General features: G+C 67.2%; 20 protein-coding genes and 1 tRNA gene. 6 read left to right on the top strand and 15 right to left on the bottom strand.

The genetic code is table 11. The annotated features are described in order from the left end of the window. Nucleotides 1-20: 20 nt before the first annotated feature. Both ABSY19_RS02655 and ABSY19_RS02660 read right to left on the bottom strand, forming a co-directional pair. Nucleotides 21-1229 carry a substrate-binding domain-containing protein gene (locus tag ABSY19_RS02655; protein ID WP_382158817.1) on the bottom strand — a complete coding sequence of 403 codons (1209 nt, stop codon included), beginning with the start codon at nt 1227-1229 and terminating at the stop codon, nt 21-23. Nucleotides 1230-1396: 167 nt separating this feature from the next. Further along, nucleotides 1397-2884 carry a sigma-54 interaction domain-containing protein gene (locus ABSY19_RS02660; protein ID WP_382158819.1) on the bottom strand — a complete coding sequence of 496 codons (1488 nt, stop codon included), beginning with the start codon at nt 2882-2884 and terminating at the stop codon, nt 1397-1399. Between the two features lie 300 nt (nt 2885-3184). Between ABSY19_RS02660 and ABSY19_RS02665 the strand changes: the two genes are divergently transcribed. After that, nucleotides 3185-4399 (top strand): hypothetical protein, encoded by a 1215-nt coding sequence (locus ABSY19_RS02665; RefSeq protein ID WP_382158821.1) that lies wholly within the window; start codon nt 3185-3187, stop codon nt 4397-4399. 19 nt (nt 4400-4418) lie between these two features. Here the strand turns inward: ABSY19_RS02665 and ABSY19_RS02670 are convergent, their stop codons facing one another. From ABSY19_RS02670 to ABSY19_RS02690, 5 genes are all read right to left on the bottom strand, one after another. Beyond that, entirely contained in the window at nt 4419-5288 is an 870-nt protein-coding gene (locus tag ABSY19_RS02670; RefSeq protein ID WP_382158823.1) for a DUF6882 domain-containing protein, read from the bottom strand. A 348-nt stretch (nt 5289-5636) separates the two neighbouring features. Then, nucleotides 5637-7136: a tripartite tricarboxylate transporter permease gene (locus tag ABSY19_RS02675; protein WP_382164011.1), complete on the bottom strand. Its 1500-nt coding sequence runs from the start codon at nt 7134-7136 to the stop codon at nt 5637-5639. Between the two features lie 22 nt (nt 7137-7158). Next, the gene (locus tag ABSY19_RS02680; RefSeq protein ID WP_291112259.1) at nt 7159-7689 is read right to left on the bottom strand and encodes a tripartite tricarboxylate transporter TctB family protein; all 531 of its coding nucleotides are present in this window, start codon (nt 7687-7689) and stop codon (nt 7159-7161) included. Between the two features lie 93 nt (nt 7690-7782). Then, on the bottom strand, nt 7783-8742 hold the full coding sequence (locus ABSY19_RS02685; RefSeq protein WP_382158825.1) for a tripartite tricarboxylate transporter substrate binding protein: 960 nt from the start codon (nt 8740-8742) through the stop codon (nt 7783-7785). Nucleotides 8743-8858: 116 nt separating this feature from the next. Beyond that, a complete protein-coding gene (locus ABSY19_RS02690; RefSeq protein WP_382158827.1) occupies nt 8859-9875 on the bottom strand; it encodes a porin in 1017 nt (338 codons plus the stop codon). Between the two features lie 140 nt (nt 9876-10015). Between ABSY19_RS02690 and ABSY19_RS02695 the strand changes: the two genes are divergently transcribed. From ABSY19_RS02695 to ABSY19_RS02705, 3 genes are read left to right on the top strand one after another with little or no spacing between them, the layout of a single operon-like run. After that, entirely contained in the window at nt 10016-10690 is a 675-nt protein-coding gene (locus ABSY19_RS02695; RefSeq protein WP_382158829.1) for a response regulator transcription factor, read from the top strand. A gap of 56 nt (nt 10691-10746) precedes the next feature. Next, nucleotides 10747-12138, top strand: coding sequence for a sensor histidine kinase (locus ABSY19_RS02700; protein ID WP_382164013.1), 1392 nt, complete (start codon nt 10747-10749; stop codon nt 12136-12138). Next, nucleotides 12135-12593 (top strand): RNA-binding S4 domain-containing protein, encoded by a 459-nt coding sequence (locus ABSY19_RS02705; RefSeq protein WP_382158831.1) that lies wholly within the window; start codon nt 12135-12137, stop codon nt 12591-12593. The genes ABSY19_RS02700 and ABSY19_RS02705 overlap by 4 nt, the downstream gene beginning before the upstream one ends. A gap of 3 nt (nt 12594-12596) precedes the next feature. Here the strand turns inward: ABSY19_RS02705 and ABSY19_RS02710 are convergent, their stop codons facing one another. The 8 genes from ABSY19_RS02710 to cysS all read right to left on the bottom strand — a co-directional run bounded on the left by ABSY19_RS02710 (nt 12597) and on the right by cysS (nt 20988). Continuing rightward, nucleotides 12597-13511 carry a DMT family transporter gene (locus tag ABSY19_RS02710; protein WP_382158833.1) on the bottom strand — a complete coding sequence of 305 codons (915 nt, stop codon included), beginning with the start codon at nt 13509-13511 and terminating at the stop codon, nt 12597-12599. A 28-nt stretch (nt 13512-13539) separates the two neighbouring features. Next, the gene (locus ABSY19_RS02715) at nt 13540-15291 is read right to left on the bottom strand and encodes a tetratricopeptide repeat protein (protein WP_382158835.1); all 1752 of its coding nucleotides are present in this window, start codon (nt 15289-15291) and stop codon (nt 13540-13542) included. A 121-nt stretch (nt 15292-15412) separates the two neighbouring features. Continuing rightward, a tRNA-Ser gene (locus ABSY19_RS02720) sits at nt 15413-15505 on the bottom strand. A 53-nt stretch (nt 15506-15558) separates the two neighbouring features. Then, on the bottom strand, nt 15559-16839 hold the full coding sequence (locus ABSY19_RS02725) for an aspartate kinase (RefSeq protein ID WP_382158837.1): 1281 nt from the start codon (nt 16837-16839) through the stop codon (nt 15559-15561). Between the two features lie 92 nt (nt 16840-16931). Further along, complete coding sequence (gene tilS, locus ABSY19_RS02730; RefSeq protein ID WP_382164014.1) at nt 16932-17822, bottom strand: tRNA lysidine(34) synthetase TilS; 891 nt, start codon at nt 17820-17822, stop codon at nt 16932-16934. Between the two features lie 91 nt (nt 17823-17913). Next, nucleotides 17914-18900: an acetyl-CoA carboxylase carboxyltransferase subunit alpha gene (locus tag ABSY19_RS02735; RefSeq protein ID WP_382158839.1), complete on the bottom strand. Its 987-nt coding sequence runs from the start codon at nt 18898-18900 to the stop codon at nt 17914-17916. Nucleotides 18901-18952: 52 nt separating this feature from the next. Beyond that, nucleotides 18953-19603 (bottom strand): DNA-3-methyladenine glycosylase family protein, encoded by a 651-nt coding sequence (locus ABSY19_RS02740; protein WP_382158841.1) that lies wholly within the window; start codon nt 19601-19603, stop codon nt 18953-18955. Next, nucleotides 19603-20988 carry a cysteine--tRNA ligase gene (gene cysS, locus ABSY19_RS02745; protein ID WP_382158843.1) on the bottom strand — a complete coding sequence of 462 codons (1386 nt, stop codon included), beginning with the start codon at nt 20986-20988 and terminating at the stop codon, nt 19603-19605. The genes ABSY19_RS02740 and cysS overlap by 1 nt, the downstream gene beginning before the upstream one ends. A gap of 341 nt (nt 20989-21329) precedes the next feature. On the opposite strand from cysS, the gene ABSY19_RS02750 reads away from it, so the two are divergent. Together ABSY19_RS02750 and ABSY19_RS02755 are read left to right on the top strand one after the other, a co-directional pair. After that, nucleotides 21330-22349 carry a tetratricopeptide repeat protein gene (locus ABSY19_RS02750; RefSeq protein WP_382158845.1) on the top strand — a complete coding sequence of 340 codons (1020 nt, stop codon included), beginning with the start codon at nt 21330-21332 and terminating at the stop codon, nt 22347-22349. 83 nt (nt 22350-22432) lie between these two features. Continuing rightward, a complete protein-coding gene (locus ABSY19_RS02755; RefSeq protein ID WP_382158847.1) occupies nt 22433-22642 on the top strand; it encodes a hypothetical protein in 210 nt (69 codons plus the stop codon). The last annotated feature ends 2 nt before the right edge of the window (nt 22643-22644 follow it).

The following is a 22644-nucleotide window of genomic DNA, read 5'->3' on the forward strand; positions in this document are numbered from 1 at the left end:
CGCGTCAGCGGCGCAGGGGGTTACCGGCCATTCCGAATAGGAATGGCAAGGTCCCCGGGTTTGATCTCGCGCACCAGCTCGGGCACACCCCAGGCAAACGCCGGATCGGCCTTGATCTTGAAGTGGTACATGCTCTGCATGGCCTGGTGGTCTTCCTTGCGGAAGGTCATCGTGCCCTTGGGCGTGTCGAAGCTCATGCCTTCCATGGTCTTGATGAGCGTGTCGGTCTTGGTGTCGCCGTTGGTCTTCTTCAGCGCGGTCACCACGGCCATCGCGGCCGAGAAACCACCGGCGGTGAAGAAGTCCGGCGGCGTCTTGAACTGCTTGTAGTGCTCGGCCACCATCGCGTCGTTCACCGGGTTCTTGGGGATGCCGAAGTAGTAGTACAGCGCGCCCTCCATGCCCGGGAACTGCTTGTAGGCCACCATCGCGGGCAGGATGTTGCCGCCGGTGGCGAGCTTGATGCCGTAGCGCTTGTCCAGCTCCATCTCGGCGATCTTGCCGAAGGGCGTGGGCGCGCCCGACCAGCCCACCGAGATGTACTTGGTGCCCGGCTGGTCCTTGAGCTTGTCGACGATGCGCAGCAGGCCGGCGGTGAAGTCCGTCGTGCCCACGGGCAGGTATTCCTCGTGAACGATCTTGGCCTTCTTGGTGAAGTCCTTGGCGGCCTTCACGCCGTCGCGGCCGAAGGCGTTGTCGTTGGCCAGCATGGCGATCACGTTGCCCGGCTGGTCCAGCGCCACGGCGTTGGCGGCGGCGTCCTGGCTGCTGTTGCGGCCGGTGCGGAAGATGTACTTGTTCCACTTGTCGCCGGTGATCGAGTCGGCCACGGCGGGCTCGACCAGCAGGATCTTCTTGTACTCCTCGGCCACGGGCAGCATGGCCAGGGCCACGGGCGAAGCGGTCGGGCCGATGGCCAGATCCACCTTGTCGTCGGCGTAGGCGGCGGCCAGCAGGCTCTTGCCCACATCGGGCTTGCCCTGATCGTCCTTCTCGATCACGACGATCTTCTTGCCACCCACCATCATGGTGCCGCCGGTGGCGTAGCTCAGGCCCATCATCAGGCCGGCCTGGGTCTGCTTGGCATAGGCCTCGAGCGGGCCGGTCTTGCTGTGGATGTGGGCGATGCGGATCTCGCCCTTGTTGGCCTGGGCCGAAACGAGCGAGGTGCCGAGCGCCGCGGAGCAGGCGAGCGCGATGACCGCCAGGCGGCGGGTGGTGTGAGTCATGTCTTGTCTCCTGGTTGGAAGGATCGTGACAGCGCGGTGCGCCGTGCCTTCCTTATCGCAGACTTCGTGCCAGCGGTACAGGCCTTTGATTTCAAAGGGTTTTGTTTAGAACGCTCTTGCGATTGTCCAGATTTCAGACAATCCCGAATCGTGAAATTGTCTGAAATTCAGACAATCGTCTGAATTTCAGACGCATCGCCCAAGGCCGCCAAACGGTCGTACAGACTGGCGCGCGAGATGCCGAGCAGCTTCGCGGCTGCGGTGCGGTTCCCACCGGTGCGGGCCAGGGCCTGCGCGATCGCGCGCTGCTCCAGCTCGGCGATCTGCTCGGGCAGCGGGCGCAGTTCGTCGCCCTCTTCCATCGCACGCGCGACGGCCTTCGGCAACGTGGCCGCCGGCGCAAGGGCGGGCAGGCCGGCTTCCTGTAGCACCGCCCCCACCTGCGCGGCGGCGATGTGGTGCGAGTCGCTGCGCAGCGCAAGCTGTTCCAGCACGTTGCGCAGTTCACGGATGTTGCCGCGCCAGGGCTGCGCGGCCAGCAGGGCCTGGGCGTCGGCGGTCAGCTCCAGCTGCGCGCCGCCGCCACGCGCGGCGATGTCTTCGCACAGGGCCTCGATCAGCAGCGCGATGTCGTCCTGCCGCTCGCGCAGCGGCGGCACGCGGATGGGCAACACGTTGAGGCGGTAGTAGAGGTCTTCCCTGAAGCTGCCTTCGCGCACCATCTGCTGCAGGTCGCGCGAGGTGGCGGCGACCACGCGCACGTCGAAGCGCACCAGCTTGTTCGAACCCAGCGGCTCGATCTCGCCTTCCTGCAGCGCGCGCAGCAGCTTGACCTGAACCGACATCGGCATGTCGCCGAGTTCGTCCAGGAACAGCGTGCCGCCATCGGCCAGCTTGAACTTGCCGTCGCGCCCTTTCTTGTCGGCGCCGGTGTAGGCCCCGGGGGCCACGCCGAAGAACTCGGCTTCGAGCAGCGTGTCGGGCACGGCCGCCATGTTCACGCTCACGAACGAGCGGCCCGCGCGCGGCGAGGCCGCGTGGATGGCGTGCGCGAGCAACTCCTTGCCGGTGCCGGTCTCGCCCAGCAACAGCACCGGGCTGGCCGACTGCGCGGCACGCCGGGCCTGGCGCTTGACCTCCAGCGCGGCGGCGCTGCTGCCCACGAAGCTGGCGAAGGTGTACTTGCTGCGGCGCTGGCTCGCGAGTTCGCGCCGGGCTTCGCTCAGGTCCTGCTCCAGCCGCGCGAACTTGCTGATGAGGGGTTGCAGCGTGGTCTCGGGGTGATCGAACAGCACGATGCCCAGCACCCCGATCACCTCGCCCGCGTCGTCGCGCAGCGGGATGCGGCTCACCACGAAGGTGCCGGCGCGGTTGGTCAGCAGGTCGATGAGGATGGGCTTGCCGGTGGCCAGCACCTGGTGCATCTGCGTGTTCTGTACCACGCGCGAGACCGGGTGGCCGACGAAGTCTTCCTCGCGCTCGAAGCCCAGCGCGGGCAGGAAGCGGCGGTACTGGTCGTTGATCCAGACCACGCGCGCGTCGCGGTCCACCAGCATCATGCCCTCGCTGGCGTTGGCGAACAGATCGAACATCGACCTCGCGGCGAGTTCGAGGATGCTTTGCGCGTCACGCGGCAGGCGGTTGTCCCGGGTCATGGCGGGATGGTAACCCTGCACTTCTCCGCGCCTGCACTGTCATTGAAGAGTAATAAGTAAGAACTACGATTCGCCGCGATGACGCACATGGTTCTTTCCTCTGTCCTTGGTTTTCCGACCCGCCCGCCCTCTCCCCATGGCGAAATGAATGGGCCGACGGGCAGCCCACGCCACCACGGCCACGCGCACGCGGACGTGTGGGTGTTCAGGGACACCCCACTGGCGTCCACGGACCCTGGGCACCTGGAGGGGGCGGTGACAGCCCGACGGCTGCACTCCCAACTCGATGCCGTGTGCGGCATGGCCTACCTCACCCGTGCGCCGCAAGGCGTGGCCTCGGGGTTGAGCAAGGCGCCCCTGGAAAAAACCGGGCACGAGAACAGCGCACCGATCGGGGATGGTTTTCCCGTGGAAGCGCTGGGCGCCTTCCAGGCCCTCCAGGGTGCGGGCGGTGCCATCGAAACGGGCGCGGCGATCAAAAACCTGTCCAACACCTGCCAGGCTTTGTCGCACCGACAGGCGACCCACGCCGCATTCGCACAGGGCCAACTGGCGCTGGACGAGGCCCACCGCCGGTGGGCGCATTCAGAGGCACATCCCTCTCAGGCGCGGCGACTGTGCGACGCCGCCAAGAAGGCCTGGCAGGCGCGCGCCTCCAAGGTGCAGCTGGAGACGGCCATGCGGCACGCGCCGGAGCAGATCGTGGATGTGGTTCGCTACACCGTCGTGTCGTGGACATCGCGCCTGTTTTCCGCCCTGAAGCTGGCCTTCAAGGCCAGTGCGTGGCTCTCGTTGGCCGCCAGCATCGTCGGCATCGTGGGCTCGGCGTTTCAAGCCTTGGCGGGCATCTTCAAATGGCATTCGTCGAGCAAGCTGGTCGAACAGGCCAAGCGCGCGCTGCGCTTGATCGAAAGCGGCTCACCCGCCGCCAGCCCGACATCGCTGCAAGCCCATGTGATCCGACACGCCCGCAGCCAACGCAAGGACGCGCTGCAACAAGCCCGAGACAAGCGGACCAAGGCAAGGATAGAAACCATCACCGGCATCGCAGCCACCCTCTTCAGCGCCTTGGCATTCCTCTTTCCCCCGCTGGCGTTCATCGCCATCGCCACAGGCCTGGCCTATGCCGGCTACCGGGTGTACCGAGGCATCCGATCGTTTTTCTCGACCCGCGAACTGAACCGGCGAGAGACGGCCTGGCGCGTCGACTTCCATTCCCCCGCGTTCGTCGAGACCCTGAACCGCTCTGCCCGCTCGGAGGGATGGACGGCCGCCAAGCTGAAGATGGCGGCGGAAAACCCCTGCTACGCCATCCATTGCCTGATCGAACGGATTCAGCAGGATGACGCGGCATGGCTGCACGGTCTGCTGGAGCAACTCGGTGTCTCGCGACCGGATCGAGACGCCGTTTTCTTGCTGGTCCAGACCCATGACGTGCCGCAGGCCAGCCACTGCCTGGAGAGGATGCTCTTCGGGGGCGAGTGGTCCCCGTCCGAGCGAACGGGCACCATCTGAGGTCACGCCACCTGAGGCATCACAGCGTCACGGCCCTGGGCTCATCGAAACTCAGGTACATCCACGTCCCATCGTTGTCGCCCCGGTAGGCCCCGGCGGCCCCGTCGTGCTGCGCGGCCATGGCGGCGAATTGCCAGGCCTCATCCTGCGAGCAGTTCACGACGCGCGTGACCCACCGATCAAAGCCGAGGGTGCGCACCTGCTGTGCGGCCCGTTGCAAGGCGTCGGGCACCGAAGGGTGCTCCCAACCCCAGGTGAAGCGGCTCTCCTTCGTGCAGTAGACCCCCACCACCTGCGCGGCGGCCTGCATCACGCGGCCGTCGGCGAAACTCCAGCGCAACCAGCCTTCGTCCATGTCGAGGTGCCATTGGGTTTCGCTGCCCAGGCCCCATGCCTGGCGGTGCTTCGTCGTCTGCTGCTCCAGCCAGGTCATGGCGGTGACGAGCCATTGGTCTTCGAAGGATTGGTGAGCGGACAGCGCCGCGGCCATCCTGTCCCAGGCCTGAGGCAGTCTCTCGGCGACAGACAAGGCTTCGCCTGGCGTGGATGCGGCTTCGTGGCCCTTGGGCTGGTGGCAGTCGAACTCGATGTTGAACCTGCCGTCGGGATACAGCGTGAAGGTCAGGCCCCACATGCGCTCCCCGGTGGTGCTCAAAAGATCGTCGCGCAGGAACAGCACGGCGTCTTCGGGTGCCGTGAAAGCCCCAGTCGCTGCGAGCCTTTTTCTTTCGATCTGGTTCTCGTGAACCAGATAGATGCTGATTCGGGCCATCTTGTTCAGGATGACCGCATGGCAAGTGACCGAGTCCCACGGCCGCCCACGAATGAAGGCGAGACAGGCGTCTTTCAATTCTTGATGCGCCTGTTCAACAGATCTGGAAGTGTTCATTGCAGAAACCCGAACCTCACGAAGTTGGCATGACTCAACGGGCGAAGACGGGCTCGCCGCCCCACGCTTTTCATGGGCGGCCATGCTGTCTTGGGGGAAAAGCGGCGTCCAACGCCTGTCAAGGCTGACAGGCTTGACGACTCGGGAGGACTTTGACCTCAGGTCCGGACGCGCTTCGTTGCCGCCATCCGGCTTTTCATTCCAGATACCTGCACCTGACTCCTGCGCGGGCAGGAATCGTGGTGGGCCTGCCGGGAAACTGGGTGCTTGCCGCGTTGTATGCAGGTGACAACCCAGGCCTTCCAGGCCAGGGATTCCCCCTAGCCGAGGGACGGTTTCGGATCGAGGCTAGGCCCCCGCAGGCCCTTTGAGCCGTGCCAACAGGCGCGGCAACACCAGCACCACGAGCACCACGGCCAGCAGCGTGGCCGACATGGGGCGCTGCAGGAACACCATGAAGCTGCCTTCCCCGATGGACAGGGCGTTGCGCATCTGCGCTTCGGCCATCGGGCCGAGGATGAGGCCCACGATCACGGGTGCGGTGGGGAAGTCGTAGCGGCGCATCACCACACCGAGCAGGCCCAGGCCGTACATGAGGAAAAGGTCGAACGCGCTCTGGCGCATGCCGTACACGCCCACGGTGGCGAAGATCAGGATGCCGGCGTAGAGCTGCGGGCGCGGAATCTTCAGCAGCTTGACCCACAGGCCCACCATGGGCAGGTTGAGCACCAGCAGCATGACGTTGCCGATGTAGAGCGAGGCAATCAGCGCCCACACGAGCGCGGACGAGGTCTGGAACAGCTGCGGGCCGGCGTTGATGCCGTAGTTCTGCAGCGCGCTCAGCAGGATGGCGGCGGTCACCGAGGTCGGAATGCCCAGCGTGAGCAGCGGCACCAGCGTGCCGGTGACGGCCGCGTTGTTCGCGGCCTCGGGCCCTGCCACGCCTTCGATGGCGCCGACGGTGCCGAAGTCGGCCTTGTGCTCGGGTGCGGCCAGTTTGCGCTCGGTGGCGTAGCTCAGGAAGGTGGGGATTTCGGTGCCGCCGGCGGGGATGGTGCCGAAGGGGAAACCGATGGCGGTGCCGCGCAGCCAGGCGGGCCAGGAGCGGCGCCATTCGCTGCGCGTCATGTGGGCCTTGTTCATCTTGTTCATGCTGGCTTCGCTGCGGCCTTCGTAGAGCGCGTTGTAGAGCGCTTCGGCCACGGCGAACAGGCCTACGGCGACCAGCACCACCTCGATGCCGTCCATGAACTCCAGGATGCCGCCGGTGTAGCGCACCTGCGCGGTGATCTGGTCGATGCCGATGAGGCCCAGCGCCAGACCGAAGAACAGCGCGGTGAGGCCGCGCAAGGTGCTCTGGCCGAGCACCGCGCTCACGGTCGTGAAGGCCAGCAGCATCAGGCAGAAATACTCGGGCGGGCCGAGCTTCACGGCGAATTCGGCCAGCATGGGCGCAAACAGCGTCACCAGGATGGTGGCGATGGTGCCGGCCACGAAGGAGCCGATGGCGGCGGTGGCCAGGGCCGCGCCCGCGCGCCCGCTCTTGGCCATCTTGAAGCCTTCGAGCGCGGTGACCATGGTGCCGGTCTCGCCCGGCGTGTTGAGCAGGATGGAGGTGGTGGAGCCCCCGTACATGGCGCCGTAGTAGATGCCGGCGAAGAAGATCATGGAGGCCGTGGGTTCGACCTGGCCGGTGATGGGCAGCAGCATGGCGACCGTCACGGCCGGGCCCAGGCCGGGCAGCACGCCGATGGCGGTGCCCAGGGCACAGCCCGCGAAGGCCCACAGCAGGTTGATGGGGGTGCCGGCGGTGGCGAAGCCCGCGAGCAGTTGGTTGAGGGTGTCCATCATGTCGGTTCCGCCTTCCGATTCAGATCCAGCCGCTGGCGGTGACGCCGGGCAGGTTCACGGCCAGCAGCTTGGTGAACAGCCAGTACACGGGCGCCGCGATGACGATGCCGGTGACCGCGTCCTTCACGGTCTGGCGCAGATCGCCGATGGGCTTGCCCTCGCTGGCGCGCAGACCGCGCACGGCCAGCGCGAAGCACAGCGCACAGCTCAGGATGAAACCGATGGTGGTGATGAGTGCCGCGTTGAGCAGCACGCCGGCCGAGACCCAGGCCAGCGCGCGCCAGTCGCCGCGCGCCGCGCCCGAAGGCTCTTCCATGTGCCGGTAGCCGCCGGTGCGCACTTCCCAGATGAGCATCACGCCGCAGATGGCGAGCGCCGCGCTCACCACCCAGGGCAGAAAGTCGGGGCCGACGCCGGCGTAACCCGCGTCGGAAGGAATCGCTGCCGCGCCATAGGCAAGCACGGCGGCCACGATCAGTGCGCCGATGCCCATGGCCAGTTGGCCGGGGCGGTGGTCGGGCGCGGCGGCGGCCTGGGGAGTGGGGTTCATGACGGGTCCTTATCAAAACGAATCACCCTGGCGCGCGAACACACCAGGGTGAGGGCATGGCGCTCCCGGCGGGAGCGCACCGAGAAGGCAGGCTCAGACCATGCCGGCACGCACCATGGTCGCGCGCAAGGAGGAGAAGTCCTTGTCGACGAACTCGTCGAAAGCCTTGCCGGTCAGCAGCGCGGGCGTCCAGTTGTTTTTCTCGACGGCGGCCGCCCACGACTTGCTCTGCGTGGCCTTGACGATCATGGCGGTGAGCGCGTCGCGCTGGGCCTGGGTGATGCCGGCCGCGCCGTAGACGCCGCGCCAGTTGCCGATCTCCACGTCGATGCCCTGCTCTTTCAGCGTGGGCACATCGATGCCCTTGACGCGCTGGGCCGAGGTGATGGCGATGGCGCGCATCTTGCCGCTCTCGATGTACTGCTGGAATTCGCTGTAGCCGCTGCCACCCACGGTGACGTTGCCACCCAGGATGGCGGCCGTGGCTTCGCCACCGCCCCGGAACGGCACGTAGTTGATCTTGGATGCGGGCACGCCCACCAGCTGCGCGATCTGCGCCGCGGCGATGTGCTCGGTGGCGCCGCGCGAACCGCCGCCCCACTTGATGCTGCCCGGGTCCTTCTTGAGCTGCTCGACCACGTCCTTCATGGTCTTGAACGGCGAGTTGGAAGGCAGCACGAACACGTTGTACTCGGTACTCAGGCGCGCAATGGGCGTGAGCTGCGTGATGGACACCGGCGGCTTGCCGGTGATGATGCCGCCGAGCATGACGGCGCCCATGACCATCAGCGCGTTCGGGTCGCCCTTGCTCGCGTTGTAGAACTGGGCCAGGCCGATGGCACCGGCCGCACCGCCCTTGTTCTCGTAGGTCACCGAGGCGGCCACGCCGGCATCGCGCATGGCGTCGCCCAGCGCGCGGCCGGTGCCGTCCCAGCCACCGCCGGGGTTGGCGGGGATCATCATCTTGATGTTGGCACTGGCCCACGCGGCGTTGGGCAGCGCGCCGGCGGCGGCGAGGGCCGCAAGGGATTTGAGGAAGGTGTCGCGACGCATGGCTTGTCTCCTAGGGAATGGCTGAACCGATGTGCGTATCTTCTGCCCGCACGCTGTCAGTTCGCTGTCCTTCTGATTGGGGGAAACCCTAGGAGACAGACCGGCGCCGCGCGGGCTCAGAAGCGGTGGCGAATGCCCACCTGGATGCCGTTGGAGCTCGAACCGGCCACCGGGCTGTTGAAGCCGAGCGCCGCCGCCGTGTCGTTGGAGACGGCGGTAAGGTGGCCATAGAGCGCCGTGCGCTTGGACAGGTTGTGGGTGGCCTGCAGGGTGTAGATCTTCGCGTCGTCGCTGGCCGCGGCGGCCGAGCCGTTGACGTTCTTGGCCTGCGCCGCGCCCACCGACACCGTGGTCTCGCCGAACTTGAAGGCCGCCGCCAGGCCGAACAGCTTGAGCTTCTCCACGGCCTTGTCTTCCACGTCGTAGTAGCCGGTGAGCTTGACCGGGCCGAAGTCGTACGCCCCCACGAACAGCAGCGCGTCCTTGCCCTGCTTGCCGGCCAGCACGCCGTCGGCATCGGCCACCTGCATCAGCGACAGGCCCAGCGTCCAGGGGCCTTGCGCATAGAGCGCGTGCGCGCTGACCTGTTTGCCGAAGTCCGCGCTGGCGTTGTTGCTGGCGCGCTCCTCACCCAGGCTGTACTGCAGCTGGAACACGGTGCTGGCCACGGTGGGCGACACGTAGGTGACGGCGTTGTCCACACGGTTGTAGTCCCCGTTGCCGATGATGGGCACCACGCTCACCACGTCGTAGACCTTGGTGCCGATGATGCTGGCGATGTCGTCCATCGGCGTGTACTGGCGGCCCAGGCGCACCGTGCCCCAGTTGCCGCCCAGACCCACATAGCCCTGGCGCCCGAACAGCCGGCCACCCTGGCCGAGCGTGCCCACGTCGGCGTTGAAGCCGGACTCCAGCAGGAAGGTGGCCTTGAGCCCGCCGCCCAGGTCCTCCGTGCCGCGCAGGCCCCAGCGCGAACCCTGCTGCTGCCCCGAGGTCACGCGCGTGACCGAGGTGGCGCCCTTGACGCGCTCAAGCGCCACGTCCACCACACCGTACAGCGTCACGGACGACTGCGCGCTCGCGTAACCGCTGACCAGACCCAGTGCCGCCAAGGCGATGGCATGTTTTTTCATGATGACTTTCAGAAGTGAACGGGAGAGGCCATGCTCGTTTTGGCGGCTGTCAGTTCGCTGTCCAACCGATCGGGACAAACCCTAGGCCGGGCGCGGACGCGGACCGGCGGGCGTTCACCCCACGCCCATAATCGGAGGCCATGAAGCTGCTCCTGATCGAAGACAACGCCACGATGCAGACCACCTTGCGGCGCAGCTTCGAGCGGCGCGGCATGCAGGTGCTGGGTTGCGAAGACGGCGCCCGTGCCCTGGCGCTGTGGCAGGCCAGCCTGCCCGACGCGGTGCTGCTCGACCTGAGCCTGCCGGGCGTGGACGGGCTGGAGGTGTTGAGCCAGGCGCGCGCCGCCGGCCTGAGCACCCCGGTGATCGTGCTGACCGCGCGCGGCACGGTGGGCGACCGCATCCTCGGCCTGAACACGGGCGCCGACGACTACATGCCCAAGCCCTTCGACCTCGACGAACTCGAAGCCCGCGTGCGGGCCCTGGTGCGGCGCTCCAGCAACGCCGACCAGGCCGCGCGCGGGCCGGTTTGGTGCGGCATGCACGTGGAGAAGGACAGCGGCGCGGTCTACTTCGATGGCCGGCCGATGGAGCTCGCCCCGCGCGAACTGGCGCTGCTGCAAGCCCTGCTGGGCAAGCCGGGCCATGCCATCGCCAAGGAGCGGCTGTTCGAGCTGGTGTTCCCGGGCGAGAGCCAGGTGCAGCCGGAGGCCATCGAGGTGGTGGCCTACCGCCTGCGCAAGAAGATCGCCCACACCGGCGCGCAACTGGTCACGCTTCGCGGCCTGGGTTATCTGCTGAAGGCCACGGCGTGAGCCCCACCACCGAGACCCCACGCCCGCGCGCGGTGTCGCTGCGCCGCACGCTGCTCATGGGCATCCTGCTGCCGGTGTTCGCGTTCGTGATCATCAACACCGTCGTGCTGTACCGGCAGGCCCTCGACGCCGCCGACACCGCCTACGACCGCACCCTGCTGGCCACCGCGAAGTCGCTCGGCGAACAGCTGCGGGTGACCGGCGCGGGCGACGAGGTGCGGGTCGAATCCACCCTGCTCTACTCGGCGCTCGAAGCCTTCGAGGCCGACAACCGCAGCCGCATCTTCTACCGCGTGAGCGGCCTCAAGGGCGAGATGGTCTCGGGCTTTCGCGACATGCCCGACTGGCGCCGCGACATCCCGCAGAAGAACCTCTACGCCGCCCTGGTCAACTTCTACGACGACGAATACCGCGGCGTGCCGGTGCGCATGGCGGTGCTGCTGCAACCAGTGTCCGGTGTGTACGAGCAGGGCATGGCCACCATCCAGGTGGCGGAAACGCTGGAGCTGCGCGAGACGCTGGCACGGCAGATCCTGCTCGACACGCTGTGGCGGCAGGCCGCGCTGGTGGTGGTGATCGCGCTCGTGGTGGTCTTCGTGGTGCAGCGCGCCACGCGCCCGGTGCGCGCGCTCAGCCAGGCGCTGGGCATGCGCAGCGAGAACGACCTCTCGCCGCTGTCCACCGAAGGCGCGCCGCGCGAGCTGCTGCCGCTGCTGGACGCCACCAACCAGCACATGCAACGGCTCTCGCACCTGCTGGAACACCAGAAGCGCTTCGTTCGCGACACCTCGCACCAGTTGCGCACGCCACTGGCGGTGCTCAAAACCCAGGTGCAGTCGGCGCGGCGCGGCGACGTCCCGCCCCAGCAGGCGCTGGAGGAGATCGGCCACACGGTCGAGCGCGCCACGGAGCTGGCCAACCAGATGCTGGCGCTGGCCAAGGTGGAGCAGTTGCGCCAGGATGGCAAGCCGCCGGTGATCGACTGGTCCCAGGTGGTGCGCGCGGTGGCGCTGGACCTCTCGGCGCTGATTGCGGAGCGTTCGATCGACTTCTCGATCGACACCCAGGCCGCGCCGGTGCAGGCACACGAATGGGCCTTGCGCGAACTCAGCCGCAACCTGCTGCACAACGCGATCAAGAACACACCCGTGGGCTCCAGCCTGTCGGTGGTGCTGGTGGTGGACCTGCAAACCGCGGCGCTCACCGTGCGCGACGAGGGACCGGGCATCTCGCCCGCGCTGCGCGAACGCCTGTTCCAGCCCTTCGTCACCGACCAGCAGCATGCGCCCGGCGTGTCGGGCTCCGGCCTGGGCCTGGCGATCTGCCGGGAAATCGTGCTGTCCCTGGACGGCCGCATCGAACTCAACAACCGCACCCACCAGGGCCAGGTCATCGGGCTGGAAGCGATCGTGCGCCTGCCCCTGGCCACACCTGCCAGCCACTCATGAAACCCGACACCGACGACGCCACCGGCAAGGTCCGCCTGGACAAATGGCTCTGGGCCGCGCGCTTCTACAAGACCCGAAGCCTGAGCAGCGAAGCCATCGACAAAGGCCATGTGCGGCTCAACGGCCTGCCGGTCAAACCCTCGCGCGACGTGAAACCGGGCGACACCCTGGAGCTGCGCATCGGGCCGGACACGCGCACCGTGGTCGTGAAGGGCCTGAGCGGCGTTCGCGGCCCCGCGCCGGTGGCCGCCCTGCTCTACGAAGAAACCGCGGCCTCGCTCCTGCAGCGCAGCCAGGCCGCCGAGCAGCGGCGCCTAGCGCCCGAGCCGGCCCACAGCCTGCCGATGGGCCGCCCCACCAAACGCGACCGGCGCCAGATCGAGGACCTGCGCGACGCGCCGCCGCGAGGGGAATGGAACGAGCGCTGGAGCGCGTCGCTCGACGACGGGGAATAAGGCCTAGGCCTTGCGCAGGCCCAGCCACATCACCGTGGCCACCACCACTAGGCCGCCCACCACCTGCACGGCGGCGATGGACTGGCCCAGGATCGCCCAGGCCAGCACCAGCGCGAAGATGGGTTCGATGTTCATGATGGCCGAATTGCCCACCACCCCGAGCTTGGGCAGCACGGTGAACATGATGGTGAAAGCGGTGCCGTAGAGAAAGGTCAGGCCCAGCAGGCCCCACCAGCCCGTGGGCGCGGTGGGCAGGGACAGGCCGCCCTGCGCGGTGGCCGCGATCATCGCCATCACGGCGACGATGGCCATGGTGGTGGCCGTGCGCAGCCGGCCATCGAGTTCACTGGTTTCGTGCTGCGTCAACACCAGCGCCATGCCGAAGGTGGCGGCCGCGGCCAGCGCGAACGCCACGCCCACACCGATCTGCGCCCAATGGCCCGAAGCGCCCAGGCCCGATGCCGCCCCGAACACGTCGAGCGCGAGCGCCAGACCAAGGAGCATCACCGGCATGGCCTTCAGCACGCGCGGCTGCGGCCGCTGGCCGTAGACCAGGCGCGCCCAGAGCGCCGTCCACAAGGGGTAGGTGTTGAACGCGAGCAGCGCCAGCGCCACGGGCAGGCGCGCCACGGCGGCGTACAGGCACAGGCTTTGCACACCCACCAGCAGACCGATCGCGGGCAATGCCTTGCGATGCCGCGCCTGAAGGCGCATGGGCACGCGGTAGACCAGCAGGATGGCCGCGACCACCAGCGCCGTCACGCTGCTGCGGAAGGCCACGGCCGTGGCCACGCTCACGCCGTGGTCGAACGCGAGCCGCGCGGCGACGTGGTTGGCGCCCATCATGAACGCGATGAGCAACAGGGTGGCGAAGGCGGCGCGGCTCAGGGCCGCGGGAGAATGGGCGGAGGACGTCATGCCTCGATTGTCGGTCAGGCCTTGCTTGCTATCGCAACTGCTGGCCGAACAGGTAGGTCATGTTGACCCGCCGGGCTTCGTAGCGGTCCACGAAGCGGATGGTGTCGGTCTCGTGGAACAGCGCCGAGTTGAACAGCACCGCGCGGTTGCAGCGGTGCGGCACCGTCACGCAACCCGCCGTGTGTTGCGCCAGGAACTCGTAGATGCGGGCACTGTCTGCGTTGTACTGCTCGAAGGTCCAGTCGGCCGGCGCCGGCACGTCGTAGACCTTGAGGCCACCGCTCTCGGGATCGAGGTTGTGTTCGCTCGGTGCGATCCAGAAGTTCAGGTTGACCTTGGCGAAGTCGGCGTGCACGTTGATGCCACGCGTCACGGCCGGCTCGTACTTGAAACCCCAGAGCTGGGTCAGCAGGTAGTCCTTGAACACACGCGGCATGCGCTGCTTGAGCTCGCGCGCGAGCTGCAGGTGCAGCGGGCTGTTGAAGCCCCGGTTGGCGAAGGCCCCCAGGTAGCTGTTGGCGTACTCGCCGTGCCACACGCGCGAGGCGTGGGCAAAGTCCTGAAAGGCCTTGAGCGCCGGCTCGGACAGGAAGTGGTCGATGGTCAGGATTTCGGGCGTGCCCGCAAGGTAGGCCTCTTCCAGCGCGAGCCAGTCGTTCTCCGGGTTGAGCACGTCGGGCATGGCATCGGGCATGGCATGCAGCCAGGGCGTGGCCAGAAACTCCTGCAGGCTCGACAGCTCCTTGGCCGAGGCTCGCAGCGTGCCGCCGGGCGGCCAATCTTTCGCCTGTTGCAGCAGCGCGCTGCCGGTCTTGAGAAACGGCGCCAGGCCAGGCACGGCGTGGCCGTGCGCCTGCAGCCACTGCGCCTGCTGCACATCGTGCTTGAGCCGGAAAGCACTGAGCGCCAGACCCGCGTGCCGCAAGGCCGGCGCGCGGTACACGCTCTGCAGGAACACCTCGAGGCTCCTGCGGCCGGCGGCGATGACGCGGGGCGTGTCCACGCTGTCGCTGAGCACCGTGGCCGCCAGGTTGGTGTGCGCCTGGACCATGGCCGGATCCAGCGCGATGGCCTTCTCGCAACTGGCCACGGCCTCGGGGATGCGGCCCAGTTGCTTGAGCGCATTGCCGCGCTCCACCCAGGCCTGGGCGTGTTTCGGGTGCGCCTCGGTGGCGCGCTCGGCGCGGGCCAGGGCCTCGTCGTACCGGGCCAGTTCGTTGAGCGCGTTGCTGAGGTTGCACAGCACCACGGGGTTGTCGGGCTCGACCGCCAGCGCCCGCTCGTAGCTGCTCAGCGCCTCCGGCTGGCGCCCCAGGCGCTGCAACACATTGCCCTGGTTGCACAGCAGCGCGGTGTGCGCCGGATGGGCCTGCAAGCCCCGTTCGAGGCAGGCCAAGGCCTCGGGCAACTGCTGCAGCTTCTTGTGCAGCAGGCCGAGGTTGATCGCGATGTCCGCGTCGTCGGGCAGCAGCGCCCGTGCCTGCTCATACGTGGCCAGCGCCTCGGTGTCGCGGCCCAGCTGCTGCAGCGTGAACGCCAGGTTGTTCAGCGCATCGGCATTCTGCGGCGAGGACTGCACCGCACGGCCGAAATAGCCCGCTGCGCGTTCAGGATGGCCGGCCTGCGACTCCAGCAGGCCCAGGTGGTACAGCACCGCGAATTCGGTCGGGAACTGCTTGAGCACGCCTTCGTACAGTGAACGGGCCGCGTCCAGCAGGCCTTGCGAGTGGTAGTGCACCGCCAGCTGCATCTGCTGGGCGGGCGCGAGGGAAGCGTTCATCGCGGCTCCTTGACGATCAAAACGGCCACGGCCGCCACGCGGCGGGACGTGAAAAAGCCCCACGGCCATGGGCGGTGGGGCTTGGTGTTCAGAAGCCCGCGTCTGGGGCGCCTGGCATAACTGGCGGAGCGAGAGGGATTCGAACCCTCGATGAGGCTCTACACCCCATACTCCCTTAGCAGGGGAGCACCTTCGGCCACTCGGTCATCGCTCCGGAAGCTGCGTATTATGCCTCAACTCGGGAGGCATTTCCCTCTGGTGGAGGGTTCAACCGGTGATGGTGTCGGCGGTCTGGTCGAGATCGAACTCGCGGTGCAGCGAACGCACGGCCAGCTCCATGTATTTCTCGTCGATGACCACCGAGGTCTTGATCTCGGAGGTGGAGATCATCTGGATGTTGATGCCCTCCACGCTCAGGCACTTGAACATGCGGCTGGCCACGCCGACGTGGCTGCGCATGCCGATGCCGACGATGCTCACCTTGCAAATGCGTGCATCGCCCACCACCTCGGCCGCACCCAGCGCGGGCACGACCTTGGTCTTGAGCAGGTCCAGCGTCTTCTGGAATTCGTTGCGGTGCACCGTGAAGCTGAAATCGGTCTTGCCGTCCTTGCTCAGGTTCTGGATGATCACATCGACCTCGATGTTGGCATCGGCCACCGCACCCAGGATCTGGTAGGCGATGCCGGGGGTGTCGGGCACGCCGAGCACCGAAATCTTGGCTTCGTCGCGGTTGAAGGCAATGCCGGAAACGACGGCTTGTTCCATGTCTTCGTCTTCCTCAAAAGTGATCAGGGTGCCGGAGGCGGCTTCTTCATTCAGGTCGATGTCCCAGGGCGTGAAGCTGGAGAGCACGCGCAGGGGCACCTTGTACTTGCCGGCGAATTCCACCGAACGGATCTGCAGCACCTTGCTGCCCATGCTGGCCATCTCCAGCATTTCCTCGAAGCTCACGCGCTGAAGACGGCGTGCTTCGGGCACCACGCGCGGGTCGGTCGTGTACACGCCGTCCACGTCGGTGTAGATCAGGCACTCGGCCGCCTTGAGCGCCGCGGCCACGGCCACGGCAGAGGTGTCGCTGCCGCCACGGCCCAGCGTGGTGATGTGGCCGTCGGGGTCCACGCCCTGGAAACCGGTGACGATGACCACCTTGCTGGCGGCCAGGTCGGCGCGGATGCGCGCGTCGTCGATCGATTCGATGCGCGCCTTGGTGAAGGAGCTGTTGGTCTTGATCGGCACCTGCCAGCCGGCGTAGCTCACCGAGCCTATGCCCTCGGCCTGCAGCGCGATCGCCAGCAGGGCCGACGAGGCCTGCTCGCCGGTGGCGGCGAGCATGTCGAGTTCGCGGTTGTAGGCGCTGTCGGTCTTGCCCGGGGCCAGCTCCTTGGCCAAGCCGAGCAGGCGGTTGGTTTCACCGCTCATGGCGCTGGGCACCACGACGAGCTGGTGGCCGGCACGGTGCCATTTGGCGACGCGTCGGGCCACATTGCGGATGCGCTCGGTCGACCCCATGGAGGTGCCGCCGTACTTGTGAACTATCAAGGCCATCGGGAGGGATTGGATTGGGTTGATTGCGGCCGCGCAACCGGTGTTCCACGCGGCATGCCAGGCCCCAAAGGGCCGTTCAGGGCAACCGGGAATTATATCGGCGCCACGAAACGCAGATCCCCACCCTCGCGAGTGACCAAGCCGCTGGCCACCTTGAGGCGGATGCGGTGGCCGCGCGTGGTGCAGGCCGCGATCTGATCGAGCAGCTCGTCCAGTTGGGCCGCGCTGGCCGCCACGTTCGCTTCGGCGCGCAACCAGTGGCGAAGCACGTTGGCTTGGCGATCGCGCGACAGCGACTGCAGCCTCGCGATCGCGGGAGGCGTGCCCACCTGCGCGAGATCGATGCGGGCCAGGTCGTCGAGCAGCCGCTGCCCCTGGGCGGCGTGGGCCGCGCTGCGCGCGAGCATGGGCCGAAAGCCGGGAAAACAGGCCTCCCACGCGGGCATCAGCAGCGCACGGATGCGGTTGCGCGTGAAGCGCTGGTCGGCGTTGCTGGGATCGTCCACAAAGGCGTGACCAGCGGACGCCAGCCAGGCGCGCAAGGCGGTGGACGGCACGTCGAGCAAGGGCCGGCCAAACATCTGACCATGGCGCTCGAAGCGCTCGGCCATGGCGGCCAGCCCCGGCAGGCCCGCACCCCGGCTGAGCGCGAGCAGGACGGTTTCGGCCTGATCGTCCGCGTGCTGGCCCAGCAGCACAAAGGCTGCACCGGCCTCTTCGGCCATGCGCGCCAGGGCGGTGTAACGGGCTTGGCGGGCGGCGTCTTCCGGGCTGTCGCCCGGCGCATGCACCGCCTGCACACGCTCGGCGCGCAACACGATGCCGTGCAGAGCGCAGAACGCCTGGGCGTGGTTCTGAAAGGAGTCGGCCGCCGCCTGCAAGCCGTGATTCACATGCAAGGCGATCACCTGGCCCGCCCAACGCCGATGCGCCGCAAGCAACAAGGCCGTGGAATCGGCACCGGCACTGAAGGCCACCGCCATGGGCCCGGCTGGCTGCAGGAAGCCCCAGCGCTCGCACCACGCGGCCAACGCCCGATCGCAGGGGTTGGCCGGGGTTGGCGAGGCATTCACCTCAGCGCTTGTCCTTGCTCTCGGCCTTGGTGTCGGTGAAGCGGCCGTAGCTGTTGAGGCGCGCGTAGCGCCGATCGAGCAACTCCTTGGCCTTGAGGTCCGTCACCTGGCGCCAGGCGTCGCCCAGGGCGCGCTTGAGGAAGGCGGCCATCTGCTTGTGGTCGCGGTGCGCGCCACCCACGGGCTCGTTGACGATCTTGTCCACCAGGCCCAGCGCCTTGAGGCGGTGCGCGGTGATGCCCAGGGCATCGGCGGCATCGCTGGCGCGGTCGCTGGTCTTCCAGAGGATGGAGGCGCAACCTTCGGGGCTGATGACCGAGTACACCGAGTACTGCAGCATGAGCACCTGGTCGGCCACCGAAATGGCCAGCGCGCCGCCCGAACCGCCTTCACCAATGATGGTGGAGATGATGGGCACCTCCAGCTGCGCCATCTCGAAGATGTTGCGGCCGATCGCTTCGGACTGGCCGCGCTCTTCGGCATCGATGCCGGGGTAGGCGCCGGGCGTGTCCACGAAGGTGAAGACCGGCAGCTTGAACTTCTCGGCCAGCTTCATGAGGCGCAGGGCCTTGCGATAGCCTTCGGGCTTGGTCATGCCGAAGTTGCGCAGGCCGCGCTCTTTCGTGTCACGCCCCTTCTGGTGGCCCAGCACCATGCAGGGCTGGCCGTTGAAGCGCGCCAGACCACCCACGATGCTCAGGTCGTCCGAGAAGTGCCGATCGCCATGCAACTCCTGGAAGTGCGTGAAGATCTCGCGCACGTAGTCCAGCGTATAGGGGCGGTCGGCGTGGCGGGCGATCTTGGTGATCTGCCACGGCGTGAGGCTGCTGTAGATGTCCTTGGTGAGCTGCAGGCTCTTGCCAGCCAGCTGTTCAATCTCTTCGGAGATGTCCACCGCGGATTCGGTCTGCACATAACGCAGTTCTTCGATCTTGGTTTCGAGCTCGGCAATCGGTTGCTCGAAATCGAGAAAATTCTTTTTGGCCAAGGTGTGCTCCTTTGGTCTTGTTTGCCACGACGTCCCGGCGAAACCGGTGCGCTCAGTAACTGACCGGCAGCGGATCGAGCGACCGCCAAATATACCAAGTTGCCACGCTGCAGAACGGTGCCCAGGAGTTCGCCACCTCCCGGATCTCGCTGCGGCTGACCGGTTCACCCGAAAAATACGCCAGGCTGATGCCATTCTGCAAACCAAGGTCGTCCAGGGGTAGTACGTTGGGCCGCATCAGGTGGAAGATCAGGAACATCTCGGCCGTCCATCGGCCAATGCCACGAATGGCCACCAGCTCGGCAATGATGGCCTCGTCGTCCATGTCGGCCCATTGGCTGACGTGGACCTGGTCGTTGGCGAAGTGCAGGGCCAGGTCCACCAGGTACTCGACCTTGCGGGCCGACAGGCCGGCCGCGCGCATGTCGTCCACCTTCAGCTTGAGCACCTGGGCGGGCACCATCTTCCGGGGCAATTGCTCGAAACGGTCCCAGACCGACTGGGCCGCCTTCACCGAGATCTGCTGGCCGACGATGCTGCGCGCCAGCGTGACGAAGGCATCCCCGCGCGACTGCAGGCAGGCACCCCCATGCTGGGGGATCAGCTTCTTCATCACCCGGTCGCGCTTCATGAGATGGCGACAGGCATCCACCCAATAGCCGGGCGCCTCCGTGTTGAGCTCGGGCAGGACGGTGGTGGCCATCAGTTGCGCTCCCAGGTGGTGCCCGTGGGGCTGTCCTTGAGCACGATGCCCTGGTCCAGCAGCTGCTGCCGGATGCGATCGGCCCCAGCGAAATCCTTGGCCTGCTTGGCCGCGCTGCGTTGGGCGATGAGGTCCAGAATGGCCGCCTCGTCCAGCCCGCCTTCGGCCCCACCGCCCTGCAGGTAGGTGGCCGGGTCGGCCTGCAGCAGGCCCAGCGCGCCGCCCAGGGCGCGCAGCAGCCCGGCCAATGCCGCGTCCTTGCTCCGGTTGACTTCACCCGCCAGTTCGAACAACACGGCAACGGCCTCGGGCGTGCCGAAGTCTTCGTCCATGGCCGCGCGGAAGCGCTGAGCGTGCGCTTGGGACCAGTCGATCTGCGTCGAAGCCGCCGGTGGCACGTGCGACAGCGCGGTGTACAGGCGCTTGAGTGCACCCCGGGCGTCGTCCAGGTGGGCATCGCTGTAGTTCAACGCGCTGCGGTAGTGCGCCCGCAGGATGAAGAAGCGCACGGTCTCGGGGTCGTACTTCGCCAGCACCTCGCGGATGGTGAAGAAGTTGCCCAGGCTCTTGGACATCTTCTCGTTGTCGACCCGCACGAAGCCGTTGTGCACCCAGAAGCGCGCCAGCGGTTTGCCGGTGGCGCCTTCGCTCTGCGCGATCTCGTTTTCGTGGTGCGGGAACTGCAGGTCGGCACCACCGCCGTGGATGTCGAAGGTCTCGCCCAGGGTGCTGCAGCTCATGGCCGAGCACTCGATGTGCCAGCCCGGCCGGCCCGCGCCGTAGGCGCTGTTCCACTTGGCTTCCGCCGGCTCGTCGGGCTTGGCCGATTTCCAGAGCACGAAGTCCAGCGGGTCGTTCTTGTCGCTGTCCACCGCCACGCGCTCGCCCGCGCGCAGGTCGTCGAGCGATTTGCCGGAGAGCTTGCCGTAGCCAGGGAACTTGCGCACCGCGTAGTTCACATCACCGTTGTCGGCCTGGTACGCCAGGCCCTTGCCGCGCAGGGTCTCGATCAACGACAGCATCTGAGGCACGTACTCGGTGGCCCGGGGTTCGAGGCTGGGGGGTTCAATGCCCAGTGCGCCGATGTCCTGGTGCATGGCGGCGGTCATCTCGTCGGTCAACGCGCGCAGCGTGATGCCGCGCTCGAGCGCGCGCTTGATGATCTTGTCGTCGATGTCGGTGATGTTGCGCACGTAGGTGACGCGCAGGCCGCTGACCTTGAGCCAGCGTTGCACCACATCGAAGGCCATCATCATGCGGGCATGGCCGATGTGGCACAGGTCGTAGATCGTCATGCCGCAGACGTACATGCGCACGTGCCCAGGCTCAATGGGCTGGAAGTCCTCCAGTCGGCGCGACAAGGTGTTGTAGATTTTCAGGGTCATGGAACGGGAACGGGAACGGAATTCCGGATGGCAGCCGGAGGGTGAAAAACGGGGCTTCCACAGGCCGTGCGTGGCACCATCCGAAGAGCGGGCCCGTCGGCGTTCCATGCGGTCTGGCGCAACCGTCGGAACGGGACCCCTCAGATACAATCCATCGGTGTCAGTATATCCAGCCCGGTGACACTCCACAGCACGCCGCCGGGCATTCGATCAACGTGTCACTGGCCCCTTCATGAGAGGGAGCCCAGGTTTGTTTTCGAGGTGCCATGTCTCGCCACGTTCCATCACACCCCCACTGCAGCGGCCCATCCTCCCCCATCATCACCAGAAACGGTTTTTCCATGCGACTGCGCCAACTGGCCCTCGTGGCCCTGACCGCCGCCAGCCTCGGCACCTCGCTGGCCTGGGCGCAAGGCGACGACTATGCCGAGGTCAACCGGCTGGTGCGTGCCGGCCAGCTCAACGAAGCCCTGGTCAAGGTGGACCAATACCTGGTGGGCAAGCCACGCGATCCGCAGATGCGTTTCCTCAAGGGTGTGATCCAGACCGAGAGCGGCAAGTCGACGGATGCAATTGCCACCTTCGCCAAGCTCACGGAAGACTACCCGGAGCTGCCCGAGCCCTACAACAACCTGGCTGTGCTGTACGCCGGCCAGAGCCAGTTCGACAAGGCCCGCGCCGCGCTCGAAATGGCGATCCGCACCAACCCGAGCTACGCCACCGCCCACGAAAACCTGGGCGACGTCTACGCCAAGCTGGCCAGCCAGGCCTACAGCAAGGCGCTGCAACTCGATTCGAACAACCCCGCTGTCGCACCCAAGCTGAGCCTGATCCGCAACCTGTTCGCGGCCGATCCGCGCGGTGCCCGCCCGGCCACCTCCGTCGCCGCCGCGCCCCCGACGGCCGCACCGGCTCCATCGGCTCCGGTGGCCACACCTCCCGCCGCGAAGCCTCCCGTCGCGGCTGCACCGGCCCCTGCGGCGCCCGCCGCTCCGGCAGCGCCCGCCCCGGCCGCCGCCGATGCCCAGGTTGACGTGGAAGCGGCTGTGGCCGCCTGGGCCAAGGCTTGGTCCTCGAAGAACGTGTCCGCCTACCTGGGTGCCTACGGCCCGGCGTTCACGCCGCCGGGCGGCCAGTCGCGCGCCGCCTGGGAGGCCGAGCGCCGCTCGCGCATCGAACCCCGCTCGCGCATCGGCGTCGGCATCAACGACCTCAACGTCACGGTCAACGGCGACCGCGCTTCGGCGCGCTTTCGCCAGGACTACACCTCCGACAACCTGAACGTCACCAGCCGCAAGACGCTGGATCTGGTCAAAAGCGGCAACCGCTGGCTGATCGTTCGGGAATCCACGGGCTCTTGATGGTCAGTCGGCGGTTCGCGCAACGGGGCCATGCCAGCCTCACGACCGAGCTGCTGGGGCCGGGGCCAAACAACGCTCAACGCGTGACACCGAGACATCGCACGCTCGTGGTCGCCACGGCCGTGGCGGTGGCCGCCCTGCTCGCTCTGTCGCTGCACAAGCGCCAGGCGGCCGACGCCAACACCGTCGCCGAGCCGGTCAGCGAGGCCCCTGCCGTCTCACTGATCAACAGCGCCCTCACCCGCGTGCAGGATGCGGTCCAGGGAACAGCCAGTCCGCCCCCTCGGGTCTGACG

It is taken from the genome of Hydrogenophaga sp. ANAO-22, from assembly GCF_042466645.1.
In the GTDB taxonomy this organism is placed as follows: domain Bacteria; phylum Pseudomonadota; class Gammaproteobacteria; order Burkholderiales; family Burkholderiaceae_C; genus Hydrogenophaga.

Excerpts from the sequence above, each read along its gene's own strand:
- ABSY19_RS02655 (WP_382158817.1), bottom strand. The coding sequence starts at position 1,229 with ATGACTCACACCACCCGCCGCCTGGCGGTCATCGCGCTCGCCTGCTCC.
- ABSY19_RS02660 (WP_382158819.1), bottom strand. The coding sequence starts at position 2,884 with ATGACCCGGGACAACCGCCTGCCGCGTGACGCGCAAAGCATCCTCGAA.
- ABSY19_RS02665 (WP_382158821.1), top strand. The coding sequence starts at position 3,185 with ATGGCCTACCTCACCCGTGCGCCGCAAGGCGTGGCCTCGGGGTTGAGC.
- ABSY19_RS02670 (WP_382158823.1), bottom strand. The coding sequence starts at position 5,288 with ATGAACACTTCCAGATCTGTTGAACAGGCGCATCAAGAATTGAAAGAC.
- ABSY19_RS02675 (WP_382164011.1), bottom strand. The coding sequence starts at position 7,136 with ATGGACACCCTCAACCAACTGCTCGCGGGCTTCGCCACCGCCGGCACC.
- ABSY19_RS02680 (WP_291112259.1), bottom strand. The coding sequence starts at position 7,689 with ATGAACCCCACTCCCCAGGCCGCCGCCGCGCCCGACCACCGCCCCGGC.
- ABSY19_RS02685 (WP_382158825.1), bottom strand. The coding sequence starts at position 8,742 with ATGCGTCGCGACACCTTCCTCAAATCCCTTGCGGCCCTCGCCGCCGCC.
- ABSY19_RS02690 (WP_382158827.1), bottom strand. The coding sequence starts at position 9,875 with ATGAAAAAACATGCCATCGCCTTGGCGGCACTGGGTCTGGTCAGCGGT.
- ABSY19_RS02695 (WP_382158829.1), top strand. The coding sequence starts at position 10,016 with ATGAAGCTGCTCCTGATCGAAGACAACGCCACGATGCAGACCACCTTG.
- ABSY19_RS02700 (WP_382164013.1), top strand. The coding sequence starts at position 10,747 with ATGGGCATCCTGCTGCCGGTGTTCGCGTTCGTGATCATCAACACCGTC.
- ABSY19_RS02705 (WP_382158831.1), top strand. The coding sequence starts at position 12,135 with ATGAAACCCGACACCGACGACGCCACCGGCAAGGTCCGCCTGGACAAA.
- ABSY19_RS02710 (WP_382158833.1), bottom strand. The coding sequence starts at position 13,511 with ATGACGTCCTCCGCCCATTCTCCCGCGGCCCTGAGCCGCGCCGCCTTC.
- ABSY19_RS02715 (WP_382158835.1), bottom strand. The coding sequence starts at position 15,291 with ATGAACGCTTCCCTCGCGCCCGCCCAGCAGATGCAGCTGGCGGTGCAC.
- ABSY19_RS02725 (WP_382158837.1), bottom strand. The coding sequence starts at position 16,839 with ATGGCCTTGATAGTTCACAAGTACGGCGGCACCTCCATGGGGTCGACC.
- tilS (WP_382164014.1), bottom strand. The coding sequence starts at position 17,822 with ATGGCGGTGGCCTTCAGTGCCGGTGCCGATTCCACGGCCTTGTTGCTT.
- ABSY19_RS02740 (WP_382158841.1), bottom strand. The coding sequence starts at position 19,603 with ATGGCCACCACCGTCCTGCCCGAGCTCAACACGGAGGCGCCCGGCTAT.
- cysS (WP_382158843.1), bottom strand. The coding sequence starts at position 20,988 with ATGACCCTGAAAATCTACAACACCTTGTCGCGCCGACTGGAGGACTTC.
- ABSY19_RS02750 (WP_382158845.1), top strand. The coding sequence starts at position 21,330 with ATGCGACTGCGCCAACTGGCCCTCGTGGCCCTGACCGCCGCCAGCCTC.